Origin of the sequence: Gordonia amarae NBRC 15530, from assembly GCF_000241345.1 — a bacterium.
In the GTDB taxonomy this organism is placed as follows: Bacteria; Actinomycetota; Actinomycetes; order Mycobacteriales; family Mycobacteriaceae; genus Gordonia; species Gordonia amarae.
In genome coordinates this window covers 29,269-54,122 of the sequence record NZ_BAED01000003.1, presented here as the reverse complement: position 1 = coordinate 54,122, position 24,854 = coordinate 29,269, and the positions used below count along the sequence as shown (strand labels likewise).

The window sequence follows — 24,854 nt, the reverse complement described above, 5'->3', positions numbered from 1 at the left end:
GAGCGGAATTGAGTAACGTTACGCATATCCTGACCTGGGCGGACGGCTTAGCGTCTATCCATGTCACAAGGCAAAGACGTTCCCCAGTCCGCGACCACCTCGGCCTTCCAGATCCAGGCGGTCATCGCATTCGCCGTCAGCCTGAGCGCGTCGGTCATCGGTGTATGGAATCTGCCGCTCGACTCGTGGCAGCGCGGCTTCTTCGGCGTCACCCTGCTGTTCCTGGTGTCGAGTACGTTCACCCTCGCGAAGGTGGTGCGTGACCGGCAGGAGCAGACGACGATCCGGTCCCGTCTCGACGAGGCGCGCGTGGAGAAGCTGATCGCCGAACACGATCCGTTCAAGGGCGTCGCCTGACCCTTACAGGACGGAGAAGCCGGTCGGGAGGGCGCTGCGTCCGGTAAACGCGAACAGCACACAGGGGCCATCCCCGCGGCGCACCGCCAACGACGTTGCCAGCTCGAGGGTCCTTCGTAGCGCCGGCTCCGGCGGATCTGCCGGAAGACCGGCGGCCGCGCAGATGTCGAGACCATGGACCACCAGCTCGAACGTGCGGGTCGGCAGATAGTTGCGCAGCCACATGCCGCCGGCGATGGTCCGGATCAGCGCATCGGGGTGACCGGTCAGTAGTTTCGGGACCCTGTCGGCGATGTCGGCGAAGGCAGCCGCGGGATCGTCACCGAGAGCGACCCCCGCATCGATACCGCGTTGCAGTACCGCGGCCTCGTCAGCGGCGACCATCTGGGCGGCCGCCTCGTAGTACGCCTCGGCGCGGTCGGCCGACTCCGATTCCGCCGGAATGGTGATGTACTGCTCGACGGTCAGTAGTGCGCGGCTGGTATGGCCGACCAGGGCACGCATATCCCAGTCACCCAGGCCCGGCACGTCCCACCGGGTGATGGAGCCGATGCGGTCCGCAGCCCATCCCGCGGCGACCGTGAACGCCGCGGCCTCGTCCTCCAGCACGGTCATGGGGCATGACGTTACGCCCGCTCCGTGCGCCGTGCAGTCCGGCGGATCCGATCGGAGGCCGACAGCAGGTGAATCTGTTGATCGTTCGTATTCAGGAAGCTGAACCCGACTCACGGTTCGGTGTGAACGGGCATGCCGCACTGGACATTCTGTACACCTCCCGTACGGACATTTGGCCGGTACGGCACTTGACTCAACATATGGCGCGAGCCGGGTTGATCTCTTCAAAGAACCCGGTTTCCGATACAAAAGCGGATCTTTACCAATCGCATGAACCGACATTCACGTTGAGTTGAGGAAGTATTCATTTTGCACTGCGACGTGGTTCACACTGTGGTACTCCTAGGGCACCGACCAGCGGATCTTGCTGGAATAGCAGAGTCGAGGTGATTCTAGTGAGTGGTGCGTCCCCCGAACTGGCGAAGGCGCTCAGCCAACGCCAGTTGACGATGATCGCGATCGGCGGTGTCATCGGTGCCGGCCTCTTCGTGGGATCCGGTGTGGTCATCAAGGATACCGGTCCGGGCACATTCATAACCTATGGCCTGGCAGGCGTTCTGATCATCATGGTGATGCGGATGCTCGCCGAGATGGCGGTGGCCAATCCGGCCACCGGATCATTCGCCGACTACGCCCGGCAATCACTGGGCGACTGGGCCGGCTTCTCTGTGGGCTGGCTGTATTGGTATTTCTGGGTGATCGTCGTGGGTTTCGAGGCGATCGCCGGGGCCAAGATCATCGAATACTGGTACGACGGAATCCCCCTGTGGATCACCGCTCTTGTTCTTCTCATTCTCATGACCGCGACCAATTTGTTCTCGGTGTCCTCGTTCGGTGAGTTCGAGTTCTGGTTTGCCGGCATCAAGGTCGCGGCGATCATCGCCTTTCTTGTTCTCGGCACGATTTATGTGATCGGCCTCTGGCCAGACAAAGAGCTGGATTTCTCCAATCTCACCGCGCACGGCGGCTTCTTCCCGAACGGCATCAGTGCGGTGACCGTGGGCGTCGTCACGGTCATCTTCTCGATGGTCGGTGCCGAAGTCGCGACGATCGCCGCCGCGGAGTCGGAGGATCCCGAGCATGCCGTGGCCAAGGCGGCCAACTCGGTGATCGTGCGTATCGCGGTGTTCTTCGTCGGCTCGGCATTCCTGCTGGTCACCATCCTCCCGTGGAACACGATGGGCGGTGAAGGCCACGACGCGTCCCCCTTCGTCGCGGCATTTGACGAGATGGGTATCCCAGGGGCGGAACACATCATGAACGCGGTGGTGCTCACCGCGGTGCTCAGCTGCCTGAACTCCGGCATGTACACGGCATCACGCATGCTGTTCGTTCTCGCCGCCCGACGAGAAGCTCCGGCGGCACTGGTCGAGGTGACCAAGCGCGGTGTGCCCGCGGCGGCCATCCTGAGTTCCTCGGTCATCGGATTTCTCTGCATCATCGCCGCATCCGTCGCCGAGGACACGATCTTCAGCTTCCTGCTGAACTCCTCCGGCGCGATCATTTTGTTCGTCTACCTGCTCATCTCGATCTCGCAACTGGTGCTGCGGTTCCGGAACGGTTCCGAGCACCTCACGGTCAAGATGTGGGGGTTCCCGGTGCTGTCGATTCTGACGGCGGTCGCGATTCTGGCGATCCTCCTTCAGATGGGCATCGAGTCGGGCAGCCGGTCCCAGCTGCTGCTGAGTTTGCTGTCGTGGGCGGTGGTGATTGTTCTCTTCTTCATCAACCGCGCCTACGTCAACAGACGTCCGGTCGCGCCCAAGATCGAGGCCGAGGCCCCGCCGGAGCGGGTACTGGTACTCGCCAACGAGACGGTTGATTCCGCTGCGCTGCTCGGTGAACTCGCCCGTATGGGTGCCGACCACCAGTGCGTCTTCCATGTCGTAGTACCGGCCAGCCCCGTCGAGACCGGAACAGCCGCCACCCACGGTCCACGGGATGTGTGGGCGGCGACCCTGAAGGCCGCGCAACAACGCCTCGACGTCACCCTGAACACGTTGCGGGAGGCGGGATTCACCGCCGACGGCGAGTTGGGGGAGAACCGGCCGCTACGGGCACTCGCCGCCGGTGTGGAGTCATTCAACCCCGACCAGATCGTGATCTCCACCAAGCCGCCGGAGGATTCGGTGTGGTTGCGGTTCGATGTGATCGACAGGGCCCGAGAGCAGTTCCAGATTCCGGTGACCAACGTCGTCGCCAAGCCCGTCGCTTCGGGGTCGGTATGACCATCGTCGTAGGTTTCTCGGCGAGTCGGCAGTCGCGGGCGCCGCTGAATCTGGCCGTGCAGATCGCGGCGTCGTCAGGCCATTCGATCGTGGCCGTCGCGGTGGTCGAGGACTCCGGCGCGCGAGCCGGGGATCCCTTCCAGCAGGAGTTCATCGATCACCTCACCGGACTCACCGAGGCCGCACTGCGCAGCGTGCTCGACGAAATGCCGGGAGGGGCCGGGATTCCGGCGATCGTGACCCCAGGGCCGTCGACGGCTGCGGGTCTCCTACAGGTGGCCTACGACCATGACGCCGCGCTGGTGGTGGTCGGGTCGTCGTCGTCGGGATTGATGGGGCGGCTGGCGCTGGGCAGCGTCACCGATCGCATCGTGCACACCGCGCGGATACCGGTCGCCATCGCCCCCCGTGGCTACGAACTGGAACCGGGCCGGATCACCCGGATCACCGCGGGATACGGTGGCGCCGCCGACGAGAGCGGCTTGATCGCCGCGACAGCCGAGCTGACCCGCCGGTGGTCGTTGCCGTTGCGCGTGGTGTCGTTCACCGTCCGGCCCCTGGCGGCATTCGCCGCCACGGCCACACCGGGCTCGGAGCAGGCGATGATCGATCGCTGGATCGACCAGACCCGCGATGCGGTGACCGCCGAACTCGCGGAGGTACGCACCCGGATCCATGTTCCCGACACCGAGGTCGTGGTGGGAACCGGACCCGATTGGGCGACGGCGATGGACAAGGTGACCTGGCGGCCCGGTGAGATCCTGGCGCTGGGATCGGGTGCCGCGGGTGTGGTGTCCCAGGTGTTCCCGGGCACAGTCGCCAACCGGATCCTGCGCAACAGTCCGGTGCCGGTGATCCTGATGCCGAAGACCTGACCGTACGGCTCTGAAACACAGCGGCCTCAACACAGGTGGGTGCCGTCCGACGTCGGACGGCACCCACCTGTGTTGTGTTGCTGTCAGTCGGCCGGAAGGTGTGATGCCGCCGCCTCGTCGAGGAACCAGACGGTTTCGGCGGTGCCGTGGGCTCCGGCGCACGGCCAGTCGGCGGGATCGGCGCCGCCATGGGCGGCGGCGACGGCCTCGGCCTTGTCGGCACCCGCGACCAGGAACCACACCGCTCGGCTGCGGTTGACCACCGGCAGCGTCAGCGTGATGCGGCGGGGCGGAGGCTTGGGGGAGTCAGTCACGGCCACAACGGTTTTCGATATTTCCGCGGTGGCTTCGGTGTGCGGGAAGAGGGAATTGATGTGGCCCTCACCGCCCATACCGAGCAAATGCAGGTCGAACTCGGGAGCCACCCCGCCGGTGGACAGCTCGGACAGAATCCGGGCGTAATCCTCGGCTGCGGCGTCGATATCGTCCCCGAACGGACCGTCCGATGCGGCCATCGCGTGCACCTTGGCCGGGTCGACCGGAACATGGGCGAGCAGCGCGTCACGGGCCTGACCCACGTTACGTTCGGGATCTTCATCGGGGACGAAACGATCATCGCCCCAATACAATTCGACGTTCGACCAGTCGATCTCACCGCTGTTGGCTGCCAGTGCGGCCAGGATCGCGATGCCATTGCTGCCGCCGGTGAGCACCACATGCGCGACACCGCGCTCACGTTGGGCGGCGGTCACGACGTCGACGAACCGCTGCGCCGCAGTGGACACCAGCTCCGACTTGTCATCGAAGACCAGCGTCTCCGTCATCGGCTCCAGGTGGGGATTGTCTGATGCGATCACGCCGAAACCCTTTCCACTGTCTCCACCTCGGCGGCACCGGCAAGTGCCATCTCGTAGATCTCGTCGGCGTCGAGCCTACGCAGTTCCTCGGCCAGACACATCGGCAGGTTCCGCCGGATCAACGCAATCCGGCCGTCGGGTTTACCGGGGGCGGTCAGCACGGCATTGCTGTTCTCGTCGATGGCCAGCACCGTCGGCCCGCCCTCCCGGTGCAGACGGACCTCGAAACTGCCGATGCTGCGGTGCGTGGGAACCCGCAGCGCCGCCCGCAGCCACCCTGCCAGCAGGTCGATGGCAGGGGAGTTGGTGGGCCCGCTCACCTCGACCGCGGTGATCGGCTCATGCGGGGGCCGATCGACAGCCGAGGCCAGAATGCCCCGCCACGGGGTGATCTGCGTCCAGGCGATGTCCGAATCACCGTCGGAGTAGCTCGACAGGCGGCGCGCGAGCACCGTGCCGCCGTCGGGGTCCTTGGTGGCGTCGAGGATACGGCGCTTGCCGAGTTTGCCCATCGGGTCGGCCGCCGGGTGCTCCGGAGCGGTGCCCGGCCACCACGTGACGACCGGAGTGTCCGGCAGCAGGAACGGAATGACCACCGAATGCGGGTGTGCTGCCAGCTCGCCGTGCAATGTCAGGACCACCACCTCGGAGGCACCGGCGTCACCACCGACCCGGATCTGTGCGTCGAGACGGGTCGGATCGTTCTCGTCGCCCCGCGACACCGCGATCACCCGGCTCGGATGCTCACGGCTGGCATCGATCGCCGCCGAGATTGCGCCCTCGGTGGGTTCGTTGCGTTCGGCGACCACCACCAGCGTCAGCACGCGGCCCAGGCTGATGGCGCCGCCGGACTCGCGGACCTCCACGATCCGTTTGGCCACCGCGCTGGTGGAGGTGTCCGGAAGATCGACGATCATCGTTACTCCTTACGGCCGGCGCCAGCTGCGACCGGTACGGGTCATCATCTCCTCGGCCGATGCCGGACCCCACGTACCGGACTCGTAGGTATCCGGCTTACCGTCGGCGGCCCAGTGGTCGAGTACGGGATCGAGGATCTGCCACGACAATTCGACTTCCTCGTTCACCGGGAACAGCGACGGCTCGCCGAGCAGCACGTCGAGGATCAGCCGTTCGTACGCCTCCGGGGAGGCCTCGGTGAAGGCGGTGCCGTAGCTGAAGTCCATGTTCACGTCGCGGACCTCCATGCTGGAAGCGGGCACCTTGGACCCGAACCGCAGCGTGATGCCCTCATCCGGTTGCACCCGGATCACCAGCGCGTTCTGGCTCAGTTCCTCGGTCATGGTCTTGTCGAACGGCAGGTGAGGGGCCCGCTTGAACACCAGGGCGATCTCGGTGACCCTGCGGCCCAGGCGTTTTCCGGTCCGCAAGTAAAATGGCACACCGGCCCAGCGGCGCGAATCCACTTCGAGCGCGATGGCCGCGTACGTCTCGGTGATCGAGTCGGCGGCGAAACCGTCCTCGTCGATGAGGCCGGGAACCTTGTCGCTGCCCTGCCAGCCGGGACCGTACTGGCCCCGCGCCGAGTTCTCCGCGAGCGGTTCGATGTTGCGGGTGGCGGCAAGGACTTTGATCTTCTCGGCCTGCAACTGCTTCGGCTCGAACGAGATCGGCTCCTCCATCGCCACCAGCGCCATCAACTGCAGCAGATGGTTCTGGATCACATCCCGGGCGGCACCGATACCGTCGTAGTAGCCGGCCCGGCCGCCGAGGCCGATGTCCTCGGCCATGGTGATCTGCACATGATCGATGTAGTGCGAACTCCACAGCGGATCGAACAACTGATTGGCGAACCGCAGCGCCAGGATGTTCTGGACCGTCTCCTTGCCCAGATAGTGGTCGATCCGGAACACCGACGACTCGGGGAAGACCCGGTTGACGATGGCGTTCAGTTCTTTCGCCGACTGCAGGTCGTGGCCGAACGGCTTCTCGATGACCACCCGGCGCCAATGCTCGTCGTCGCCGGCGGCAAGCCCCACCCGGTGCAGCTGCTCGAGGACGGTCGGGAAGGCCTTCGGCGGGATCGACAGGTAGAAGGCGTGATTACCGTCGGTGCCGCGTTCGGTGTCAAGGCGGGCCAGGGTGTCCTTGAGCCGGTCGAAGGCATCGTCGTCGTCGAAGGCGCCCTGCACGAACCGGAAACCCTCGCTCAGGCGTTCCCACACCTCTTCACGGAAGCCGGTGCGCGCGTGATCGCGGACGGCGTCGTGGACGATCTTGGCGAAGTCCTCGTGATCCCAGTCGCGCCGGGCGAACCCGACGAGTGCGAACGACGGGGGCAGGAGCCCGCGGTTGGCCAGGTCGTACACCGCGGGCATCAGTTTCTTACGCGCGAGATCGCCGGTGACCCCGAAGATGATCAGACTGCAGGGACCGGCGATCCGGGCCAACCTCTTGTCCCGGGGATCGCGCAGCGGATTGGTCCAGTCGGTGCCGTCGTGCTGCGGGTTCCGGGATGTCACCAGGTTTCAGCCTTTCGCTGCGGTGAGCTGCTCTGCGGTCGCGGTGAGGAGCTCGTTCCATGCGTCCTCGAACTTACTCACTCCCTCGCTTTCCAGCACCTCGAAGACGTCGGTGAAATCGACACCGAGGGCGGCGATCTTGTCGAAGACCTCCTGCGAGGCGCCGCCCAGACCGATGATCGAGGAGGTGTTGACCCAGCCGTGGTCGGCGAAGGCGTCCATCGTCTTGCCCGGCATCGTGTTCACCGTGTTGGGGGCAACCAGCTCGCTCACGTACAGGGTGTCGGGGTAGTCGGGGTTCTTCACACCCGTCGACGCCCACAGCGGACGCTGCGACCGGCCGCCCTTGGCGACGAGCGCGTCGAAACGGTCGCCGCTGAACACGTCCTCGTACGCGGCATATGCCAGCCGGGCATTGGCCAGTGCCGCCTTGCCCTGCAACTCGGTCGCCTCGGGCGAGCCGATGGCGGCCAGGCGCTTGTCCACCTCGGTGTCGACGCGGGAGACGAAGAACGAGGCCACCGAATGGATCTTCGACAGATCGTGTCCGGCGGTGGCCGCGGCCTCCAGGCCGGCGAGGTAGGCGTCCATCACGCCCAGGTAGCGCTCCACCGAGAAGATCAGCGTCACGTTCACGCTGATGCCCTCGGCGATCACCTTGCTGATCGCGGGCAGACCGGCGACGGTCGCGGGGATCTTGATCAGCAGGTTGGGCCGATCGACGATCTTCCACAGTTCGATGGCCTGGGCCACGGTGGCGTCGGTGTCGTGCGCCAGACGCGGATCGACCTCGATCGACACCCGGCCGTCGACGCCGTCGGTGGCCTCGTACACGCCGGCGAGCACGTCGCAGGCGTTGCGGACGTCGTCGGTGGTGACGGTGCGGATGGTGGCGTCCACGTCGGCGCCGCGCGCGGCCAGCTCACTGACCTGGGCGTCGTAGCTGGTGCCTTTGGACAGCGCGGCCTGGAAGATCGACGGGTTGGTGGTCACCCCGGTCACCGACTTGGTGTCGATGAGGGCAGCCAGGTCACCCGAGGAGATCAGGTCACGCGAGAGGTCATCGAGCCACACCGATACCCCGGCGGCGGACAGTTCTGCGAGCTTCTCATTCTGGGTCACGGCGGTTCTCCCTGATTTCGTGTGATTACTTGGCGACTGCGCGTTCCGCGGCGGCGACGACGGCCTCAGCGGTGATACCGAACTCCTCGTAGAGCACCTTGTACCCGGCCGACGCGCCGTAGTGCTCGAGGGAGACGATCTGGTCGGCGGACGGCACGAACCGGAACCACGGCATCGCGATGCCGGCCTCGACCACCACGCGCGGGGTGGCCGGCGGAAGCACCGAATCCCGGTACTCCTGGGTCTGCTCGTCGAACCATTCGATGCTGGGCATCGACACGACGCGGGCGGCGATGCCCTTGCCCTTGAGGGTCTCCTGCGCGGCGACAGCCAACTCGACCTCGGAACCGGTCGCGATCAGCACCACCTGGGCCTCGCCCTCGGCGTCGCTGAGCACGTAACCGCCGGCGGCCACACCTTCGGCGGACGTGCCTTCCAGGACCGCGACGTTCTGGCGCGTCAGGGCCAGGCCTGCCGGGTTCTTGTGGCGGGTCAGGATATGCGCCCAGGCGTAGGCGGTCTCGTTGGCGTCGGCCGGGCGCACCACGTCCAGGTGCGGGATGGCGCGCAGCGCGGCCAGGTGCTCGATCGGCTGGTGGGTCGGCCCGTCCTCGCCGAGGCCGATCGAGTCGTGCGTCCACACGTAGACCGGGGCGATCTCCATCAGTGCGGCCAGGCGCACAGCCGGGCGCATGTAGTCGGCGAACTGCAGGAATGTGCCGCCGTAGGCGCGGGTCGGGCCGTGCAGGACGATGCCCGACAGGATCGAGCCCATAGCGTGCTCGCGGATGCCGAAGTGCAGGGTGCGGCCGTAAGGGTCTGCGGTCCAGGTCGATGTGGAGATCGACGCCGGGCCGAACGACGCGGCGCCGTCGATGGTGGTGTTGTTGGAGCCGGCGAGGTCGGCCGAGCCGCCCCACAGTTCGGGCAGCACCGGGCCGAGCGCCGAGAGCACCTTGCCGGAGGCCGAACGCGTGGCCACGGCCTTGTCGCCGGGCTCCCAGGTGGGCAGCGCATCGGTCCACCCCGCGGGCAGCTCACCGGCATGCAGCCGGTCGAACAGCGCCTTGGCGTCGGTGTTCGCGGCGGCCCAGGCATTGAACGCGGTGGTCCACTCGGCCTTGGCGGCGGCGCCGCGCTCCAGCAGTGCACGGGTGTGGCCGATGACCTCGTCGGACACCTCGAAGGACTTCTCCGGGTCGAAGCCGAGGATTTCCTTGGTGGCGGCCACCTCGTCGGAGCCCAGTGCCGAACCGTGCGAGGCACCGGTGTTCATCTTGGTGGGGGCGGGGAAGGCGATCACTGTCTTGAGGCAGATGATCGACGGCTTGTCGGTGACGGCCCTGGCCGCCTCGATTGCCGCCTCGATGCCGGCGACGTTCTCACCGCCGTCGACGGTCTGCACATGCCAGCCGTAGGCCTCGTAGCGCTTGGCGACGTCCTCGGACAGGGCGATGTCGGTGTCGTCCTCGATGGAGATCTGGTTCTGGTCGTAGAAGACGATCAGATTGCCGAGCTGCTGTGTACCGGCGAGCGAACTGGCCTCGGAGGTCACGCCCTCCTCGATGTCACCGTCGGAGGCGATCACGTAGATGAAATGGTCGAACGGGCTGGTGCCGGGGGCGGCCTCCGGGTCGAACAGGCCGCGCTCGTAGCGGGATGCCATGCTCATGCCCACCGCCGACGCCAGACCCTGGCCGAGCGGGCCGGTGGTGATCTCCACACCGTTGGTGTGCCGGTACTCGGGGTGGCCGGGGGTCAGCGAACCCCAGGTGCGCAGCGCTTCGAGGTCGGACAGTTCGAGACCGAAACCGGCCAGGTACAGCTGGATGTACAGGGTCAGGCTCGAGTGGCCGCAGGACAGCACGAAGCGGTCACGGCCCACCCACTCCGGGTCGGCCGGATCGTGCCGCATCGTCCGCTGGAACAGGGTGTAGGCGAGCGGCGCCAGGCTCATCGCCGTGCCCGGATGCCCGCTGCCGCACTTCTGCACCGCGTCGGCGGCCAGCAGCCGGGCGGTGTCGACGGCCCGGGTGTCGACGTCGGTCCAGTCAGCCGGATGAGAGGCGACGGTCAGCGCGCGGATCTCGTCGGTGATGACGGCGGGACTGTTTGAGGTGCTGGCCACGATGCGGTGTCTCCTGTTGATGATGGGCTGCTGTGCTGATCTGCTGCGGGCAGTTACGAGGATTTGCGGGCACTTGCTGCTTTCCAGACTAAACGCCGGGCCCCGCGGCGGTTCGGTCACGGGGCCTAACTCGCCGGTAGCTTCGGCAACGTGACCAATTCCTCTTGATCCCGGTCACAGAATCGACGGCTCGGGCGTCCAGTGGCCGAGGCGATTCCTTGATTCACCGGCCCACCGTCTACCATTCCCTGTAGTAGTCGGCCGAGGCGAAGGCCCGCCCGTGGGTCGTCAGAGATGCAAACGCCGTCCAGTGGAATGCCGAAGCAGGACATCGGTGTCCGCCGGCAGACGAGGAGTGCCAGTGAGGATTGGGGAACACGTGAGCGGATCGTCCTCCGCCGCCCCCCGAGATACCTCGGTACCGCAGGGCTCGGCCCGGCCGTCGGTGCCGCGGCGAGTGCGCGACACGGTTCTCGCCTACATCGCGCTCACCAAACCCCGGGTGATCGAGCTACTGCTGGTGGCGACCATCCCGGTCATGCTGCAGGCAGACCGTGGTGAGGTCGACCTCGCGCTGATCGCGTTCACGCTGATCGGCGGCTGGCTCGGAGCCGGCAGCGCCAACACGCTGAACATGGTCGCCGACGCGGACATCGACCAGAAGATGAAGCGAACTGCGCGCAGGCCGATCGCCCGGCATGCCGTGTCGACGCGGGCCGCGCTGATCTTCGGGATCGTGCTCGGCGTTGCCTCGTTCGCGGTGCTGTGGACGGCCGCCAACCTGCTCAGCGCGTTGCTGGTCCTCGCGACCATCGCGTTCTACGTCGGCGTCTACACGATGATCCTCAAACGCCGCACCTGGCAGAACGTGGTCTGGGGCGGCGCCGCCGGCTGTATGCCCACCCTGGTGGGCTGGGCCGCGGTCACCGGCTCACTGAGCTGGGAACCGATCGTGCTGTTCCTGGTGATCTTCTTCTGGACACCGCCGCACACCTGGGCGCTCGCGATGCGCTACAAGGAGGACTACAAGGCGGCGGGCGTGCCGATGCTCCCGGTCATCGCGACCGAGGAACGCGTCACCAGGCAGATGCTGTTCTACACCTGGGCCACCGTCATCACCTCGCTGGTGTTGATCCCGGCGACAAGCTGGATCTACCTCGCGGTGTCCGTCCTCGGCGGCGGATGGTTCCTGAGCCGGGTGCACAAGCTCTACAGCGAGACCCGAGCGGGTGCCGAGGTCGCCCCGCTCAAGGTGTTCCTGCAGTCCAACGAATACCTGGCCATCCTGTTCTGCGGTCTGGCCATCGACGCCGTCGTCAACATGAAGACGATCGCCGACCTTATTTGATTCAAACGTCAGGGGATCAGGACCGTGCTGCCCGTGGTGATGCGGGCCTCCAGATCGCGATGGGCCTGTGCCGCATCCGCGAGGGCGTAGCTCTGGCCCACCCGAACCTTGACATCCCCGTCGGCGACAGCCCCGAACAGCTCACCGGCACGCCACGACAGTTCGTCGGGGCGGGCGATGAAGTGCGCCAGCGTCGGGCGTGTCACCGACAGTGAACCCAGCCCGTTGAGCCGCTGCAGATCGAACGGGGGCACCGGTCCGCTCGCGGCGCCGTAGAGGACCACGGTGCCGCGGACCGCCGTGGAGGTCAGGGACTGCTCGAAAGTGTCGGCGCCGACCCCGTCGTAGACCACCGTCACGCCATCGCCCGCGGTCAGGTCACGGACCTGCGCGGTCAGGTCGTCGCTGTAGCGCAGCACGTGATCGGCCCCGGCCTCCCGCGACAACACCTCCTTGTCGTCGGAGGAGACCGTGGTGATGACCCGCAGCCCACGGAGCTTGGCGAGCTGGGTGAGGATCAGCCCGACACCGCCCGCACCGGCGTGCACGAGCACCGTGTCGCCCGCCGCGGGATGCGCGCTGCCGTCGAGGAGGTAGTGGGCGGTCAGGCCGCGCAGCATCGAGGAGCCGGCGACGTCGTCGGTCACCGCGTCGGGCAGCACGACGGTGCGGCCGGCGGGCACGGCCACCAGTTCGGCGTAGCCGCCGGGGGCGTTCACGGTGGCCACCCGGTCGCCCACGGACCGATCGGTGACCGACGAGCCGACTGCCACCACGGTGCCGGCGATCTCCGAGCCCGGGATGTAGGGAGGCGCGGACGGATACATGCCGCGGCGCAGGTAGGTGTCGATGAAGTTCACGCCCGCGGCGCCGGTGCGCACCAGCACCTCGTCCGCGGCGGTCACCGGATCGTCGACGGTGGTGAGGGACAGAACGTCGGGACCGCCGTGGGCCGTGACCTGTATCGCACGCATGCCACTGTTGTACACGGTCCCGTGAGGGTGGCCGGTATGCTGGCCCGCATGACTGACGCGCCCTCAACCGATACCGAAGCCCCTCAGCAGGCCACGCCGAAGTTGACCGTACCCAAGGATGTTCTCGTCGCCGTGCGCGGTTTCGTGGCGCGGGAGGGCGGATCGGCCAAGGCCGTGCTGCAGCCGATCGGCGCCGCCGGTGTCCGGATCACCCTCGTCGGTGAGGCGGGCGGCATCCTCGGTGACCGTGTGGTGGCCGACGTGGCCACCGCCAAGGCCGTCGTCGACGCGGTGAACGGCCTGGAGGTGGCCGAAGAATGGGACCGGGAACTCATCTCCACGGTGACCCCGAAGAAGGGGCACTACGCGAAGATGGCCGGCTGGGTCGCCAACCAGAAGCGGTTCCCCAAGGCGCGCAACACCGCGATCGTCAAGCCCAGGCTTCGCGACCCCGGCCTCGGCTGACCGCATCGTATTCACTCGAATGGCCGCATCCCCGGCGTGGGGATGCGGCCATTCGCATGCCGTTGGGGTGGCCGGCGTCAGCGCGCGGCTTGCTCGCTGACGTTCTCGGCAGCCGAGTCGTCGTTGCTGCGTGAGAACGAGATGACCAGCCAGGTGGCTCCCGCGACGAGTAAGGCGCTCCCGGTCATGTGCGCGATCACCAGGGCGATCGGCAGATCGGTCGCGTACTGGATCGCCCCGATGAGACCCTGCAACAACAACAGCCCCAGGAACATGACCGACGTGCGGTACTGGCCCAGCTTCGCGGCCCGGGCACCGATGACGAGCGCGACAGTGGCGCCGAGCAGGATGAACACGGCGTCAGCGTGCAACTGGGTGGCGTTGGCCGGATCGAGCCCGTTACGGGGCGCGTTCTCGTCACCGGCGTGCGGTCCGGAACCGGTCACCACGGTGCCCAGATAGGTCGCCGCCCAGGTTGTCACGTAGATCAGCCAGGACAGATCCCGGCCCAGCCGGGCGACCAGGCCGGCGGAGCCGGGCGTATCGGAGCTTCCCCGCGGGTAGCGCAGCCGGTAGACCAGCCACGCCGCGCCCGAGACCAGCGCCATCGACAGCAGGAAGTGCAGGGCCACCACCCACGGGTTGAGATCGGTGAGCACCGTGATGCCGCCGATCACACCTTGGAACGGGATACCAAGACCAAGGAGCACCGACAGCCGGCGGTTGAACCGTTCGACAGGCCTGCGGCGCCAGATCGCGACGACCGTGGCGATCGCGATCACCGTGAGTACCCAGGTGAGCATCCGGTTGCCGAACTCGATGACGCCGTGGATACCGAGTTCGGCGTGCGGGACCACCGATTCGGCGGTGCAGCGCGGCCAGGTCGGGCAGCCGAGTCCGGACTTGGTCAGCCGGACCGCGCCGCCGGTGGCGACGATCCCGATGTTGGCCACCAGCAGTGCGATCGCCCAGCCGAAGACGAACCGGTCGGTCGGGTGGGCGAAGCCGGGAACCCTGTCGAGAATCGACGGCCTGCCGGCGGGAGGTCCGGCGGGTGCCGAGTCCGCCCGGGCGTCCGTGGCGGGTGAGTTGTGGGCTGTTACTGAACTCATTCGAACTTGAACCACCTCACGGCAAGGGCGCCGGCGACGGCCGCCCAGACCAGCAATACACAGATCCCGAATACGTCGAAACTCCCGGACGTCGCCTGGGTGAGAGCTTCGGTCAGCGCACCCGACGGAACGCAGCGGGCTGCCCAGCGAACCGCGTCGGGCACACCCGAGTCGACGATGGTGAGGCTGCCGATTCCGATCAGCACAAACCACAGGAGATTGGCGAGCGCCAGCACGATCTCGGCCTTGAGGGTGCCGCCGAGCAACAGTCCCAGCGCGGCGAAGGTCACGGTGCCCAGCGCGATGACCACCGCACCGAGGGCGAGTCCGGCGATGTCCGGACGCCAGCCGAGGGCGAGACCGATCGCGGCGATGATCACCGCCTGCAGTGCGACGACGATCGCGACAGCCATGGATTTGCCCGCGATGATGCCCCACCGGGGTATAGGGGTGGCACCGAGGCGTTTGAGGGCGCCGTAGCGGCGGTCGAAACCGACCGCGATGGCCTGGCCGGTGAAGGCGGTCGACATGATGGCCATCGTCATGATCGCGGGGACCACGGAGTCGGCACGTTCGCTGACTCCGGCGCCGAGCCCGGCGTCGATGGGGAGCAGGCACAGGCCGATCAGCACGGTGATCGGGATGAACATGGTCAGCAGCAACTGCTCGCCGTTGCGCAGCAGCAGTTTGAGTTCGAGCCGGGCCTGTGCGGTCAGGATCTTGCCGATCGGCGCGGGCCGCGGTGACGGGGTGAACGCCCCGGCGGGGAACCTGTTGGCGGCGCCGTCTGTGGAACCGGGCGTGCCGATGTCAGAGATGCTCATCCGCGCAATCCTTTTCCGGTGAGCCCGAGGAACACGTCTTCGAGGCTGCGGCTCTCCACGCGCAGATCGGTGGCCAGGACATTGATGCGGGCACACCAGGCGGTGACCGTGGCGAGCACCTGCGGCGTCATCGGACCCACCACGAGGTAGCTGCCGGGCGACGGTTCGGAGCTGGTGTAGCCCTCGGGCAAGGCCAGTTCGAGCAGGCTCAGGTCCAGGCCGCGGGGTGCGGTGAAGCGCAGTTCGTTCTCGGCGCCCTTGCGGGTCAGATCCGCGGGACTGCCCTCGGCGACCTTGCGTCCGTGATCGATGATCACCACGCGGTCGGACAGTTCCTCGGCCTCGTCCATCATGTGGGTGGTCAGGAGCACCGACACACCGTCGGCGCGGAGCCGGTCGATCAACTCCCACACCATGATCCGCGCGTGGGCGTCGAGGCCGGCGGTCGGTTCGTCGAGGAAGACGAGTTCGGGGCGGCCGACGATGGCGCAACCGAGGGCCAGGCGTTGCTGCTGGCCGCCGGACAGCCGCCGCACCGAGGTGCGGGCCGCATCGCGCAGTCCGAGCACGTCGAGCAGCCACCGCGGGTCGATGGGGTCGACGTAGTAGGAGGCGCACAGCCGGAGCATCTCCTCGGCGCGCGCACCGGTGTAGGCGCCGCCGCCCTGCAGCATCACGCCGATCCGGGAACGCAGGGCGTCGCTGTCGGCGACCGGGTCGAGACCGAGTACCCGGACCTGTCCCTGGTCGGGTCGCCGGAAGCCTTCGCAGATCTCCACGGTGGTGGTCTTGCCGGCGCCGTTGGGGCCGAGCAGGGCCACGACAGATCCGTGCGGGACGGTGAGATCGAGACCGTCGACGGCCGCTGTGGACCCCCAGTGCTTGACCAGTCCGGTGACGGTCAACGCATGCTCCCCGACGGGACCCGCCGGTGCCTGCTGCCGACGGTCGGGCGACCGATCGCCGGTGGTGGCGCCCGAGCGGGCGGTCGTGGAACGCACGGCTGTCAGCCTATTCCTCGTTGCGTCGTCCGGGAACAAAAAGCCGGCCCCGCCGCGGAGGTCGGATGGCCGGGGCGAGCGAAGCGACGGGGGATATCGACGTTCTCGAAGAAGATCGCGGTGAGCACGCCGACGACGATGACACCCGCCAGCACACCCGAGGCGATGAACACCGCGCCGGTATTGGCACCCGTCGGCAGCGCGACCACCCCGATCAGGGCACTGACGAGGATCGTGAGCAGCCGGAACCACGGACCGGTGGCCCACGCGGCGAGCGGGATCACCGCCCACAGCAGGTACCACGGCTGCACGAACGGGAAGAACGCGATGAACGTGGCCATCGACACACCGAGCGCGCCGAGCGGATGGATCCGTCCGCTGAGGGTGGCCAGCATCCACCGCAGAATGAATACACCCGCCACGCCCTGCGCCAACGGCCGGGCGGTGTCGAGGATGGTCTGGGTGTGATCGCCGAGTCCTAGCGATTTCCCGATGTTTCCGGTGAGCACCGACACCGAGGTGGGCAGCGACATCCAGGACCGCACCACACCGCCCGTGGTGACGGTGTGGATCCAGCCGAAGCCGAGGCCGGTGATCAGCCCGATCACGGCCATCACCGCTGCCAGCACGGCGACGTGGAAACCCGCTGACAGCGTGATCGCGATCACCGACCGTCGCGAACGCCGCCACCATTGGCTGACGGGCGCGTGCCGGAGGGCGGGCAGGGTGGCGCCCCACCGCTGGGCCAGCGCCAGGCCGAGGAAACCCATCGCGAGCAGCGATGTGATCTTCACCATGCACGAGGCGGCGATGATGGCTCCGCCGGCGATGAGCAGCCAGCCGGCCGGACTGGGCAGCCAGGTGCCGGGGCGGCGTAATCGGGCGGTGCCGTAGATCGCCCGGAAACCGAGTTCCAGCCCGACGAGCATCAGCCCGAGCATCAGCGCCTCGTTATGGATGCCGCCGACGAGGTGGATGATCACCAGCGGATTCATCGCACCGAGCCAGATCGCGGCGACGCTCGACACGCCGCATCGGCGGGCGAGCCGGGGCAGTGCCCACACGATCAGCGCGATGCCGAGCAGGGCGACCAGCCGGTGCAGGAACACGGCGGCGGTGATGTTGTTGCCGGTGATCGCGGTAATGCCCTCACCGATCCACAGGAACAGCGGCCCGTACGGCGCGGGGGTGTCGCGCCACAGGTTGGGCACCGACCGGGTGAGCACATGATCGACGCCCAGACCGCGGAGCGGGCTGACGACGTACGGGTCCATGCCCCGGTGCGCGATGGCGCTCTGGGCGAGGTAGGAGTAGACGTCCTTGCTGATGATGGGCGGTGCCACGACCAGCGGAATGCTCCACAGCAGCAGGGTGCGATCGGCCTGTCTGCGGGTCATCCGCCGCGCGGGGCTGCGTCCGGTGAGGACCTCGACGCTGAGCCTGCCGACGGCGAAGCGTCCGATCAGCAGCCAGGCGAGCACCAGCATGATGGTCCCGGCGACGGTGAGCGTCAGTGACGTACTCCACATCCGGGACGGGAGTGACAGCACGCGGGTGCCCGCGACGGGGTTCTGCAGTACCGGGATCTGGCCGGTGCCGAGCGATCCGATGAGCAGCAGGATGGACCCGGTGGCGCCGAAGATCTTGATCCGGCCCAGGAGCTGATTCTCCCGCGGATTGAGCGGCCCGACCTCGCGCTCGTCGTCGTGAAGCCTGGCCACGGCCTTGCCGTAGTCGCCGATGGTGTCGGCGTCGGGTTCCCGCCGTTCGCGGCTCAGCCCCAGATAGTCGGCGACGCGCCGCCCGGCTCGCGGCCTGGGCGGCGTCTGCTCCGGGGGCTGCGTCGCGTGCACAGCGAGAACTCTAGTTGCCCTTATCGGAAATCCTGGGACCGGCTGGGTAAGGCCACCCTTGCTGGCAGATGGGAATCAATTACGACACACTTGTGTTGTGAAAACCGTGGGCGACGTTACCGAAGTGCCGGTGAAGGACGCCCGTCGACGCCGTAATCGCAGTTCAGGACGTTCCGAAGAGGATTTGACCGACCTGGCCGCACCTACCGCGCACGACGGGCAGACCCGCGCTGCTGTGGTGTCGCTGCTCGTCGAGGACGGTCCGCTGACCGCCGGGGAGATCGCTGAGCGTCTCGGTATCAGCGCGGCCGGTGTGCGCAGGCATCTCGACGCACTCGCCTCCGCTGGCGACGTCGAGGCCTCGTCGTCGGGATACGGGCAACGCGGCCGTGGCCGTCCGGCCAAATGGTTCCAGCTCACCCCGACCGGCCGTGGCAAGTTGCGTCACGCCTACGACGACCTGGCCGGTGCCGCCCTGCGGGCACTGCGCAATGTCGGTGGGCAGCAGGCGGTCGAGGACTTCGCCCGGGACCGCATCACCCGCATCGTCGCCGATGTTGCGCCGGCCGAGGCGGGTTCGGTGGCGGGCACGGTCGAGGGCATCGCGGATGCGCTGACGAGTGCCGGCTTCTCCGCGAACACCCGGCAGGTGGGCAACGGCGTCCAGATCTGCCAGCATCACTGCCCGGTGGCCCATGTCGCCGAAGACTTTCCGGAGTTGTGCGAGGCCGAGACCGCGGTGTTCACCGAGCTGCTGGGCACCCACGTGCAGCGGCTGGCCACCATCGCCAACGGTGACTGCGCGTGCACCACGCACGTGCCGCTCGCCGCGGTCGGCGGACTCGGCACCGCCGGAACGCCCGGATCCACCGCAGACCCGCCACGCCGACAACCAGGACCGACCAAGACTTTCACTGCCGAGCGACAGACCGCGCAGCCCGCGGCCGCTCACCAACCGTCACCTCGAAAGGCAACGTCATGACAGTCACCGATCCCGTCCCATCGGGGATGACGCAGGAAGAGACCATCGCGTCCCTGGGCAACTACGGTTACGGCTGGTCCGACTCCGATGCCGCGGGCGCCGTCGCGCAGCGTGGCCTGTCGGAGGCAATCGTCGCCGACATCTCGGGCAAGAAGAACGAGCCGGCCTGGATGCTGGAGGCCCGCCTGAAGGCGCTGCGGATCTTCGACCGCAAGCCGATGCCGCACTGGGGCGCGGGCCTCGACGACATCGACTTCGACAACATCAAGTACTTCGTGCGCTCGACCGAGAAGCAGGCCACCTCGTGGGAGGAACTGCCCGAGGACATCAAGAACACCTACGACAGGCTCGGCATCCCCGAGGCCGAGAAGCAGCGTCTGGTGGCAGGTGTCGCCGCGCAGTACGAGTCCGAGGTGGTCTACCACCAGATCCGTGAGGACCTCGAACAGCAGGGCGTCATCTTCCTCGACACCGATTCGGGCCTGCGTGAGCACCCGGAGCTGTTCCGCGAGTACTTCGGCTCGGTCATCCCGGCCGGCGACAACAAGTTCTCCGCCCTCAACACCGCGGTGTGGTCGGGTGGCTCGTTCATCTACGTGCCGCCTGGCGTGCACGTCGACATCCCGCTGCAGGCCTACTTCCGGATCAACACCGAGAACATGGGCCAGTTCGAGCGCACCCTGATCATCGTCGACGAGGGCGCCTACGTGCACTACGTCGAGGGCTGCACCGCGCCGATCTACAAGACCGACTCGCTGCACTCGGCGGTGGTGGAGATCATCGTCAAAAAGGGTGGCCGGTGCCGCTACACCACCATCCAGAACTGGTCGAACAACGTCTACAACTTGGTCACAAAGCGCGCCAAGGCCGAGGCCGGCGCCACCATGGAGTGGATCGACGGCAACATCGGTTCCAAGGTCACGATGAAGTACCCGGCGGTGTGGCTGACCGGTGAGCACGCCAAGGGTGAGGTGCTCTCGGTGGCGTTCGCCGGCGAGGGGCAGCACCAGGACACCGGTTCCAAGATGGTGCACCTGGCCCCGCACACCTCCAGCAACATCGTCTCCAAGTCGGTGGCGCGCGGCGGTGGCCGGGCCTCTTACCGCGGCCTGATCAAGATCAACAGCGGCGCCTACGGCAGTCGCTCGACGGTCAAATGTGATGCGCTGCTGGTCGATACGATCTCACGCAGCGACACCTACCCGTACGTCGACATCCGTGAGGACGACGTCACGATGGGCCACGAGGCCACCGTGTCCAAGGTGAGCGACGACCAGCTGTTCTATCTGATGAGCCGCGGTCTCACCGAGGACGAGGCGATGGCCATGGTGGTGCGCGGCTTCGTCGAGCCCATCGCCAAGGAACTGCCGATGGAATACGCACTCGAACTCAACCGACTCATCGAACTGCAGATGGAAGGAGCCGTCGGCTGATGGCAGACCCCACGCTTCCGGTCGCCGGCCAGGTCCCTGGTACAGCCGCTGTGCCGGGCACCACCGTCACTCAGGTCAATAAGGGACAACAGTTCACCTCATTCGACGTGAACGCATTCGAGATCCCCCATCAGCGTGAAGAGGTGTGGCGGTTCACCCCGTTCCGCCGCCTGCGCGGCCTGCACGACGGCACCGCCGTTCGCACGGCAGACCCGGCGATCACCGTCGACGGAGTGACCGACGGGGTCACCGTCGAGACCGTCGGCCGTGACGACGCCCGCCTGGCCGAGGGCGGCGCGCCGTTCGACCGGGTTGCCGCACAGGCCTTCTCGTCGGTCACCGACGCCACCGTCATCACCGTGGCCAAGGAGACCGAACTCGCTGATCCGGTGATCGTCAAGGTCATCGGGCCGGGCGAGGGCCAGGTGGGCTTCGGGCACATCCAGATCCGTCTGGAGGCCTTCGCCCGGGCCGTGGTCGTCCTCGACCAGCAGGGCAGCGGCACCTATGCCGAGAACATCCAGTTCGTCGTCGGCGACCAGGCACACCTCACCGTCGTGAACGTGCACGACTGGGAGGACGACGCGGTGCACGTGGCCGCCCACCACATCGGGGTGGGCCGCGACGCCATCGTCCGGCATTTCGCGGTCAGCCTCGGCGGAAACCTGGTCCGGCTCTCGCCGGTGGTGCACTACAACGCACCCGGCGGCGACGTCGAGCTGTGGGGCCTGTACTTCGCCGACGCCGGCCAGCACCTCGAACAGCGCCTGCTGGTCGACCACAGCCAGCCCAACTGCCGCTCCAACGTCGTGTACAAGGGCGCGCTGCAGAGCGACGGCTCCGGCGACCGGCTGCGTGAGGCGCACACCGTGTGGATCGGCGACGTACTGATCCGGCCCGAGGCCGAGGGCACCGACACCTTCGAGCTCAACCGCAACCTGGTGCTCACCGATGGCGCCCGCGCGGACTCGGTGCCCAACCTGGAGATCGAGACCGGCGAGATCGTCGGCGCCGGACATGCCAGCGCCACCGGCCGTTTCGACGACGAGCAGCTGTTCTACCTGCAGTCGCGTGGTATCTCCGAGGCCGAGGCCCGCCGTCTGGTGATCCTCGGGTTCTTCGGCGAGATCATCCTCAAGATCGGTGTCAAGGAGATCCGTCAGCGCCTGGCCGACGCGATCGAGGAAGAACTCAAACTCGTCGTCGGATGACGGCAACGCTTACAGCCCAAGCATTTTCGTTGTAGACATCATTCATCAAGGATCAATTGTGACCACTCTGGAAATCCGGGATCTGCACGTCAACGTCAAGCAGTCCGACGCCGACGCAGAACCCATCAGCATCCTCAAAGGTGTCGACCTGACCGTCGCCTCCGGCGAGACCCACGCCATCATGGGCCCCAACGGCTCCGGCAAGTCGACGCTGTCCTACGCCATCGCCGGCCACCCCAAGTACGAGGTCACGCAGGGCTCGATCACCCTCGACGGCGAGGACGTGCTGGAGATGAGCGTCGACGAGCGCGCCCGCGCCGGCCTGTTCCTGGCGATGCAGTACCCCGTCGAGGTGCCGGGTGTGTCGATGTCCAACTTCCTGCGCACCGCGGCCACCGCCGTACGCGGCGAGGCTCCCAAGCTGCGCCACTGGGTCAAGGAGACCAAGGAGGCGATGACCGAACTCGGCATCGATCCGTCGTTCTCCGAGCGCAGCGTCAACGAGGGTTTCTCCGGTGGCGAGAAGAAGCGTCACGAGGTGCTGCAGCTCGGCCTGCTCAAGCCCAAGATCGCCATCCTCGACGAGACCGACTCCGGCCTCGACGTCGATGCGCTGCGGATCGTGAGCGAGGGCGTGAATCAGTACAAGGAGCGCGAGAACGGCGGCGTGCTGCTGATCACGCACTACACGCGGATCCTGCGCTACATCAAGCCCGACTTCGTGCACGTGTTCGTGGCCGGCCGCATCGTCGAGTCCGCCGGGCCCGAGCTGGCCGATGAACTCGAAGAGAACGGCTACGTGCGGTTCACCTCGGCCGCGACGGCGGGCTGAGCCCAACTCGGAGGAGGAAGGCTGTGACCATTTCACCCGACACCCTGAACCCCTCGGGTATTGCGGTGTTCGACGTCGACCGCATCCGTGCGGACTTTCCCATTCTGTCCAGGACCGTCCGGGACGGAAAACCGTTGGTGTACCTGGATTCCGGGGCCACCTCGCAGCGGCCCGTCCAAGTCCTCGACGCCGAACGCACCTTCCTGACCACGTGTAACGCAGCGGTGCACCGGGGTGCGCATCAGCTGGCCGAGGAGGCCACCGACGCCTACGAGGGTGCCCGCGAGAAGATCGCCGGGTTCGTCGGGGCGAGAGCCGACGAGATCGTGTTCACCAAGAACGCGACCGAATCGCTCAACCTGGTCACCTACACGCTGGGCGATGACCGCAGCGCGTCCGTTCTCGGCGGCAAGGCACTCGGGCCCGGCGACACCGTCGTGATCACCGAGCTCGAGCACCACGCCAATCTCGTTCCGTGGCAGGAACTCTGTCGCCGGACCGGTGCGACGCTGCGCTGGTATGGGGTCACCGACGAGGGCCGCATCGACCTCGACTCGATCGAGCTCGACGACACCGTCAAGGTCGTGTCGTTCACCCATCAGTCCAACGTGACCGGTGCCGTCGCCGATGTCGCCGAACTCGTCCGGCGGGCGCGGGTCGTCGGCGCGCTCGTGGTGCTCGACGCCTGCCAGTCGGTGCCGCACATGGCCGTCGACTTCGCCGCACTCGACGTCGACTTCGCGGCATTCTCCGGGCACAAGATGTTCGGGCCTTCGGGCGTGGGCGTGCTGTACGGCAAGGCCGATCTGCTGGCCGCGTTGCCGCCGTTCATCACCGGCGGCTCGATGATCGAGACGGTGTCGATGGAGGTGTCCACGTACGCGCCGCCCCCGCAGCGTTTCGAGGCCGGTGTGCCGATGACCTCGCAGGTGGTTGGTCTCGGTGCCGCCGTCGACTACCTCGCCGCCATTGGTATGGATGCTGTTGCCGCACATGAACACTCGCTCACCGAACGGGCGCTGGAGCTGCTCGGCGGAATCGACGGTGTGCGCATCATCGGCCCTGCTGACGCGCAGCGGCGCGGCGGTGCCGTGTCGTTCGTGGTCGACGGTATCCACGCGCACGACCTCGGCCAGATCCTCGACGACGAGGGTGTGGCCATCCGCGTCGGTCATCACTGCGCCTGGCCGCTGCACAAGCGGTTCGGGGTCGCGGCCACCGCACGCGCGTCGTTCGCCGTGTACAACACGCTCACCGAGGTCGACGCCCTGGCCGAGGCCATCGTGAAGGCCCAGGACTTCTTCGGAGCGCGCTGATGCGGATGGAGCAGATGTACCAGGACGTGATCCTGGACCACTACAAACACCCGCACGGGCGTGGCCTGCGCGACCCGTTCGTCGCCGAGGTGCACCATGTCAACCCGACCTGCGGCGACGAGGTCACGTTGCGAGTCAGCCTGTCCGACGACGGCACCAAGGTCGCAGACATCTCCTACGACGGGCAGGGCTGCTCGATCTCGCAGGCGTCGACATCGGTGCTGCACGACCAGGTCGTGGGACTGGAACTGGCCGAGGCCCTGGCGACGGTGGACTCGTTCAACACGATGATGACCTCGCGCGGCAAAGACGAGGGTGACGAGGACGTCATCGGCGACGGCATCGCCTTCGCCGGCGTCAGCAAGTATCCGGCCCGCGTCAAGTGTGCGCTGCTGGGCTGGATGGCATTCAAGGACGCACTTGCCCAGGGTGTGGACGCAAAGGAGATAGCATGACCGACGAAGCCACCACACCGGCACCCCAGACGGTGGGTGAGGTGCAGACCGCACTGCCGAGCCTCGACGACGTCGAGGAGGCGATGCGTGATGTCGTCGACCCCGAACTCGGCATCAACGTGGTCGACCTGGGCCTGGTCTACGGGCTCGACGTCACCGACGAGGCGGTCGCGAAGATCGACATGACCCTGACGTCGGCGGCCTGCCCGCTCACCGACGTGATCGAGGATCAGGCGCGGACAGCGCTCGTGGGCAGCGGCTTGTGCACCGACCTGGAGATCAACTGGGTGTGGCTGCCGCCGTGGGGCCCGGACAAGATCACCGACGACGGCCGCGAACAGCTGCGGGCACTCGGTTTCACCGTCTGAGCAGACTCGACCAACCCA

Annotated in this window: 23 protein-coding genes; 12 read left to right on the top strand and 11 right to left on the bottom strand. The window is 67.1% G+C overall.

The genetic code is table 11. The features are described from left to right. Positions 1-60 precede the first annotated feature (60 nt). On the top strand, positions 61-357 hold the full coding sequence (locus GOAMR_RS00490; RefSeq protein ID WP_005181169.1) for a YiaA/YiaB family inner membrane protein: 297 nt from the start codon (positions 61-63) through the stop codon (positions 355-357). Between the two features lie 3 nt (positions 358-360). On the opposite strand, the gene GOAMR_RS00485 is transcribed toward GOAMR_RS00490, so the two are convergent. Beyond that, positions 361-972 carry a maleylpyruvate isomerase N-terminal domain-containing protein gene (locus GOAMR_RS00485; RefSeq protein ID WP_005181167.1) on the bottom strand — a complete coding sequence of 204 codons (612 nt, stop codon included), beginning with the start codon at positions 970-972 and terminating at the stop codon, positions 361-363. A gap of 386 nt (positions 973-1,358) precedes the next feature. On the opposite strand from GOAMR_RS00485, the gene GOAMR_RS00480 reads away from it, so the two are divergent. Beyond that, positions 1,359-3,200: an amino acid permease gene (locus GOAMR_RS00480; protein ID WP_005181165.1), complete on the top strand. Its 1,842-nt coding sequence runs from the start codon at positions 1,359-1,361 to the stop codon at positions 3,198-3,200. After that, positions 3,197-4,075 (top strand): universal stress protein, encoded by an 879-nt coding sequence (locus tag GOAMR_RS00475; RefSeq protein WP_040513940.1) that lies wholly within the window; start codon positions 3,197-3,199, stop codon positions 4,073-4,075. The genes GOAMR_RS00480 and GOAMR_RS00475 overlap by 4 nt, the downstream gene beginning before the upstream one ends. 83 nt (positions 4,076-4,158) lie before the next feature. On the opposite strand, the gene pgl is transcribed toward GOAMR_RS00475, so the two are convergent. From pgl to tkt, 5 genes are read right to left on the bottom strand one after another with little or no spacing between them, the layout of a single operon-like run. Beyond that, complete coding sequence (pgl, locus tag GOAMR_RS00470; RefSeq protein ID WP_040513980.1) at positions 4,159-4,899, bottom strand: 6-phosphogluconolactonase; 741 nt, start codon at positions 4,897-4,899, stop codon at positions 4,159-4,161. Between the two features lie 29 nt (positions 4,900-4,928). Further along, entirely contained in the window at positions 4,929-5,849 is a 921-nt protein-coding gene (locus GOAMR_RS00465; RefSeq protein ID WP_005181157.1) for a glucose-6-phosphate dehydrogenase assembly protein OpcA, read from the bottom strand. 9 nt (positions 5,850-5,858) lie between these two features. Further along, complete coding sequence (gene zwf / locus GOAMR_RS00460) at positions 5,859-7,412, bottom strand: glucose-6-phosphate dehydrogenase (RefSeq protein WP_005181155.1); 1,554 nt, start codon at positions 7,410-7,412, stop codon at positions 5,859-5,861. 6 nt (positions 7,413-7,418) lie between these two features. Continuing rightward, the gene (tal, locus tag GOAMR_RS00455) at positions 7,419-8,534 is read right to left on the bottom strand and encodes a transaldolase (RefSeq protein WP_005181151.1); all 1,116 of its coding nucleotides are present in this window, start codon (positions 8,532-8,534) and stop codon (positions 7,419-7,421) included. A 25-nt stretch (positions 8,535-8,559) separates the two neighbouring features. Beyond that, positions 8,560-10,662 (bottom strand): transketolase, encoded by a 2,103-nt coding sequence (gene tkt / locus GOAMR_RS00450; protein WP_005181148.1) that lies wholly within the window; start codon positions 10,660-10,662, stop codon positions 8,560-8,562. A 379-nt stretch (positions 10,663-11,041) separates the two neighbouring features. Between tkt and GOAMR_RS00445 the strand changes: the two genes are divergently transcribed. Then, positions 11,042-12,010, top strand: coding sequence for a heme o synthase (locus GOAMR_RS00445; protein WP_040513939.1), 969 nt, complete (start codon positions 11,042-11,044; stop codon positions 12,008-12,010). 8 nt (positions 12,011-12,018) lie between these two features. Here GOAMR_RS00445 and GOAMR_RS00440 read toward each other — a convergent pair whose 3' ends face one another. Next, positions 12,019-12,984: a quinone oxidoreductase family protein gene (locus tag GOAMR_RS00440; protein WP_040513937.1), complete on the bottom strand. Its 966-nt coding sequence runs from the start codon at positions 12,982-12,984 to the stop codon at positions 12,019-12,021. Between the two features lie 36 nt (positions 12,985-13,020). On the opposite strand from GOAMR_RS00440, the gene GOAMR_RS00435 reads away from it, so the two are divergent. Further along, the gene (locus GOAMR_RS00435; protein ID WP_005181142.1) at positions 13,021-13,449 is read left to right on the top strand and encodes a hypothetical protein; all 429 of its coding nucleotides are present in this window, start codon (positions 13,021-13,023) and stop codon (positions 13,447-13,449) included. Positions 13,450-13,526: 77 nt separating this feature from the next. Here GOAMR_RS00435 and GOAMR_RS00430 read toward each other — a convergent pair whose 3' ends face one another. The 4 genes from GOAMR_RS00430 to mptB are packed head-to-tail and all read right to left on the bottom strand — an operon-like array spanning position 13,527 to position 18,239. After that, positions 13,527-14,561 carry a COX15/CtaA family protein gene (locus GOAMR_RS00430; protein WP_005181138.1) on the bottom strand — a complete coding sequence of 345 codons (1,035 nt, stop codon included), beginning with the start codon at positions 14,559-14,561 and terminating at the stop codon, positions 13,527-13,529. Next, positions 14,558-15,385, bottom strand: a complete 828-nt coding sequence (locus GOAMR_RS00425; protein WP_005181127.1) for an ABC transporter permease — start codon at positions 15,383-15,385, stop codon at positions 14,558-14,560. The genes GOAMR_RS00430 and GOAMR_RS00425 overlap by 4 nt, the downstream gene beginning before the upstream one ends. Further along, complete coding sequence (locus GOAMR_RS00420) at positions 15,382-16,386, bottom strand: ABC transporter ATP-binding protein (protein ID WP_005181125.1); 1,005 nt, start codon at positions 16,384-16,386, stop codon at positions 15,382-15,384. The genes GOAMR_RS00425 and GOAMR_RS00420 overlap by 4 nt, the downstream gene beginning before the upstream one ends. A 5-nt stretch (positions 16,387-16,391) precedes the next feature. After that, on the bottom strand, positions 16,392-18,239 hold the full coding sequence (gene mptB / locus GOAMR_RS00415) for a polyprenol phosphomannose-dependent alpha 1,6 mannosyltransferase MptB (protein WP_005181122.1): 1,848 nt from the start codon (positions 18,237-18,239) through the stop codon (positions 16,392-16,394). Positions 18,240-18,423: 184 nt separating this feature from the next. Between mptB and GOAMR_RS00410 the strand changes: the two genes are divergently transcribed. Genes GOAMR_RS00410 through GOAMR_RS00380 form a run of 7 tightly spaced genes read left to right on the top strand, consistent with a single transcriptional unit; the run spans position 18,424 to position 24,836 of the window. After that, positions 18,424-19,221, top strand: coding sequence for a helix-turn-helix transcriptional regulator (locus GOAMR_RS00410; RefSeq protein WP_244427188.1), 798 nt, complete (start codon positions 18,424-18,426; stop codon positions 19,219-19,221). A gap of 26 nt (positions 19,222-19,247) precedes the next feature. Then, a complete protein-coding gene (sufB, locus tag GOAMR_RS00405) occupies positions 19,248-20,654 on the top strand; it encodes a Fe-S cluster assembly protein SufB (protein ID WP_373278747.1) in 1,407 nt (468 codons plus the stop codon). Further along, positions 20,654-21,865: a Fe-S cluster assembly protein SufD gene (gene sufD / locus GOAMR_RS00400; RefSeq protein ID WP_005181115.1), complete on the top strand. Its 1,212-nt coding sequence runs from the start codon at positions 20,654-20,656 to the stop codon at positions 21,863-21,865. Before sufB ends, sufD begins: the two co-directional genes overlap by 1 nt. Before the next feature lie 58 nt (positions 21,866-21,923). Further along, positions 21,924-22,697, top strand: a complete 774-nt coding sequence (gene sufC, locus GOAMR_RS00395) for a Fe-S cluster assembly ATPase SufC (RefSeq protein WP_005181111.1) — start codon at positions 21,924-21,926, stop codon at positions 22,695-22,697. A gap of 23 nt (positions 22,698-22,720) precedes the next feature. Further along, a complete protein-coding gene (locus tag GOAMR_RS00390; RefSeq protein ID WP_005181110.1) occupies positions 22,721-24,013 on the top strand; it encodes a cysteine desulfurase in 1,293 nt (430 codons plus the stop codon). Then, complete coding sequence (gene sufU, locus GOAMR_RS00385) at positions 24,013-24,468, top strand: Fe-S cluster assembly sulfur transfer protein SufU (protein WP_005181109.1); 456 nt, start codon at positions 24,013-24,015, stop codon at positions 24,466-24,468. Before GOAMR_RS00390 ends, sufU begins: the two co-directional genes overlap by 1 nt. Beyond that, positions 24,465-24,836 carry a metal-sulfur cluster assembly factor gene (locus tag GOAMR_RS00380; protein WP_005181108.1) on the top strand — a complete coding sequence of 124 codons (372 nt, stop codon included), beginning with the start codon at positions 24,465-24,467 and terminating at the stop codon, positions 24,834-24,836. Before sufU ends, GOAMR_RS00380 begins: the two co-directional genes overlap by 4 nt. The last annotated feature ends 18 nt before the right edge of the window (positions 24,837-24,854 follow it).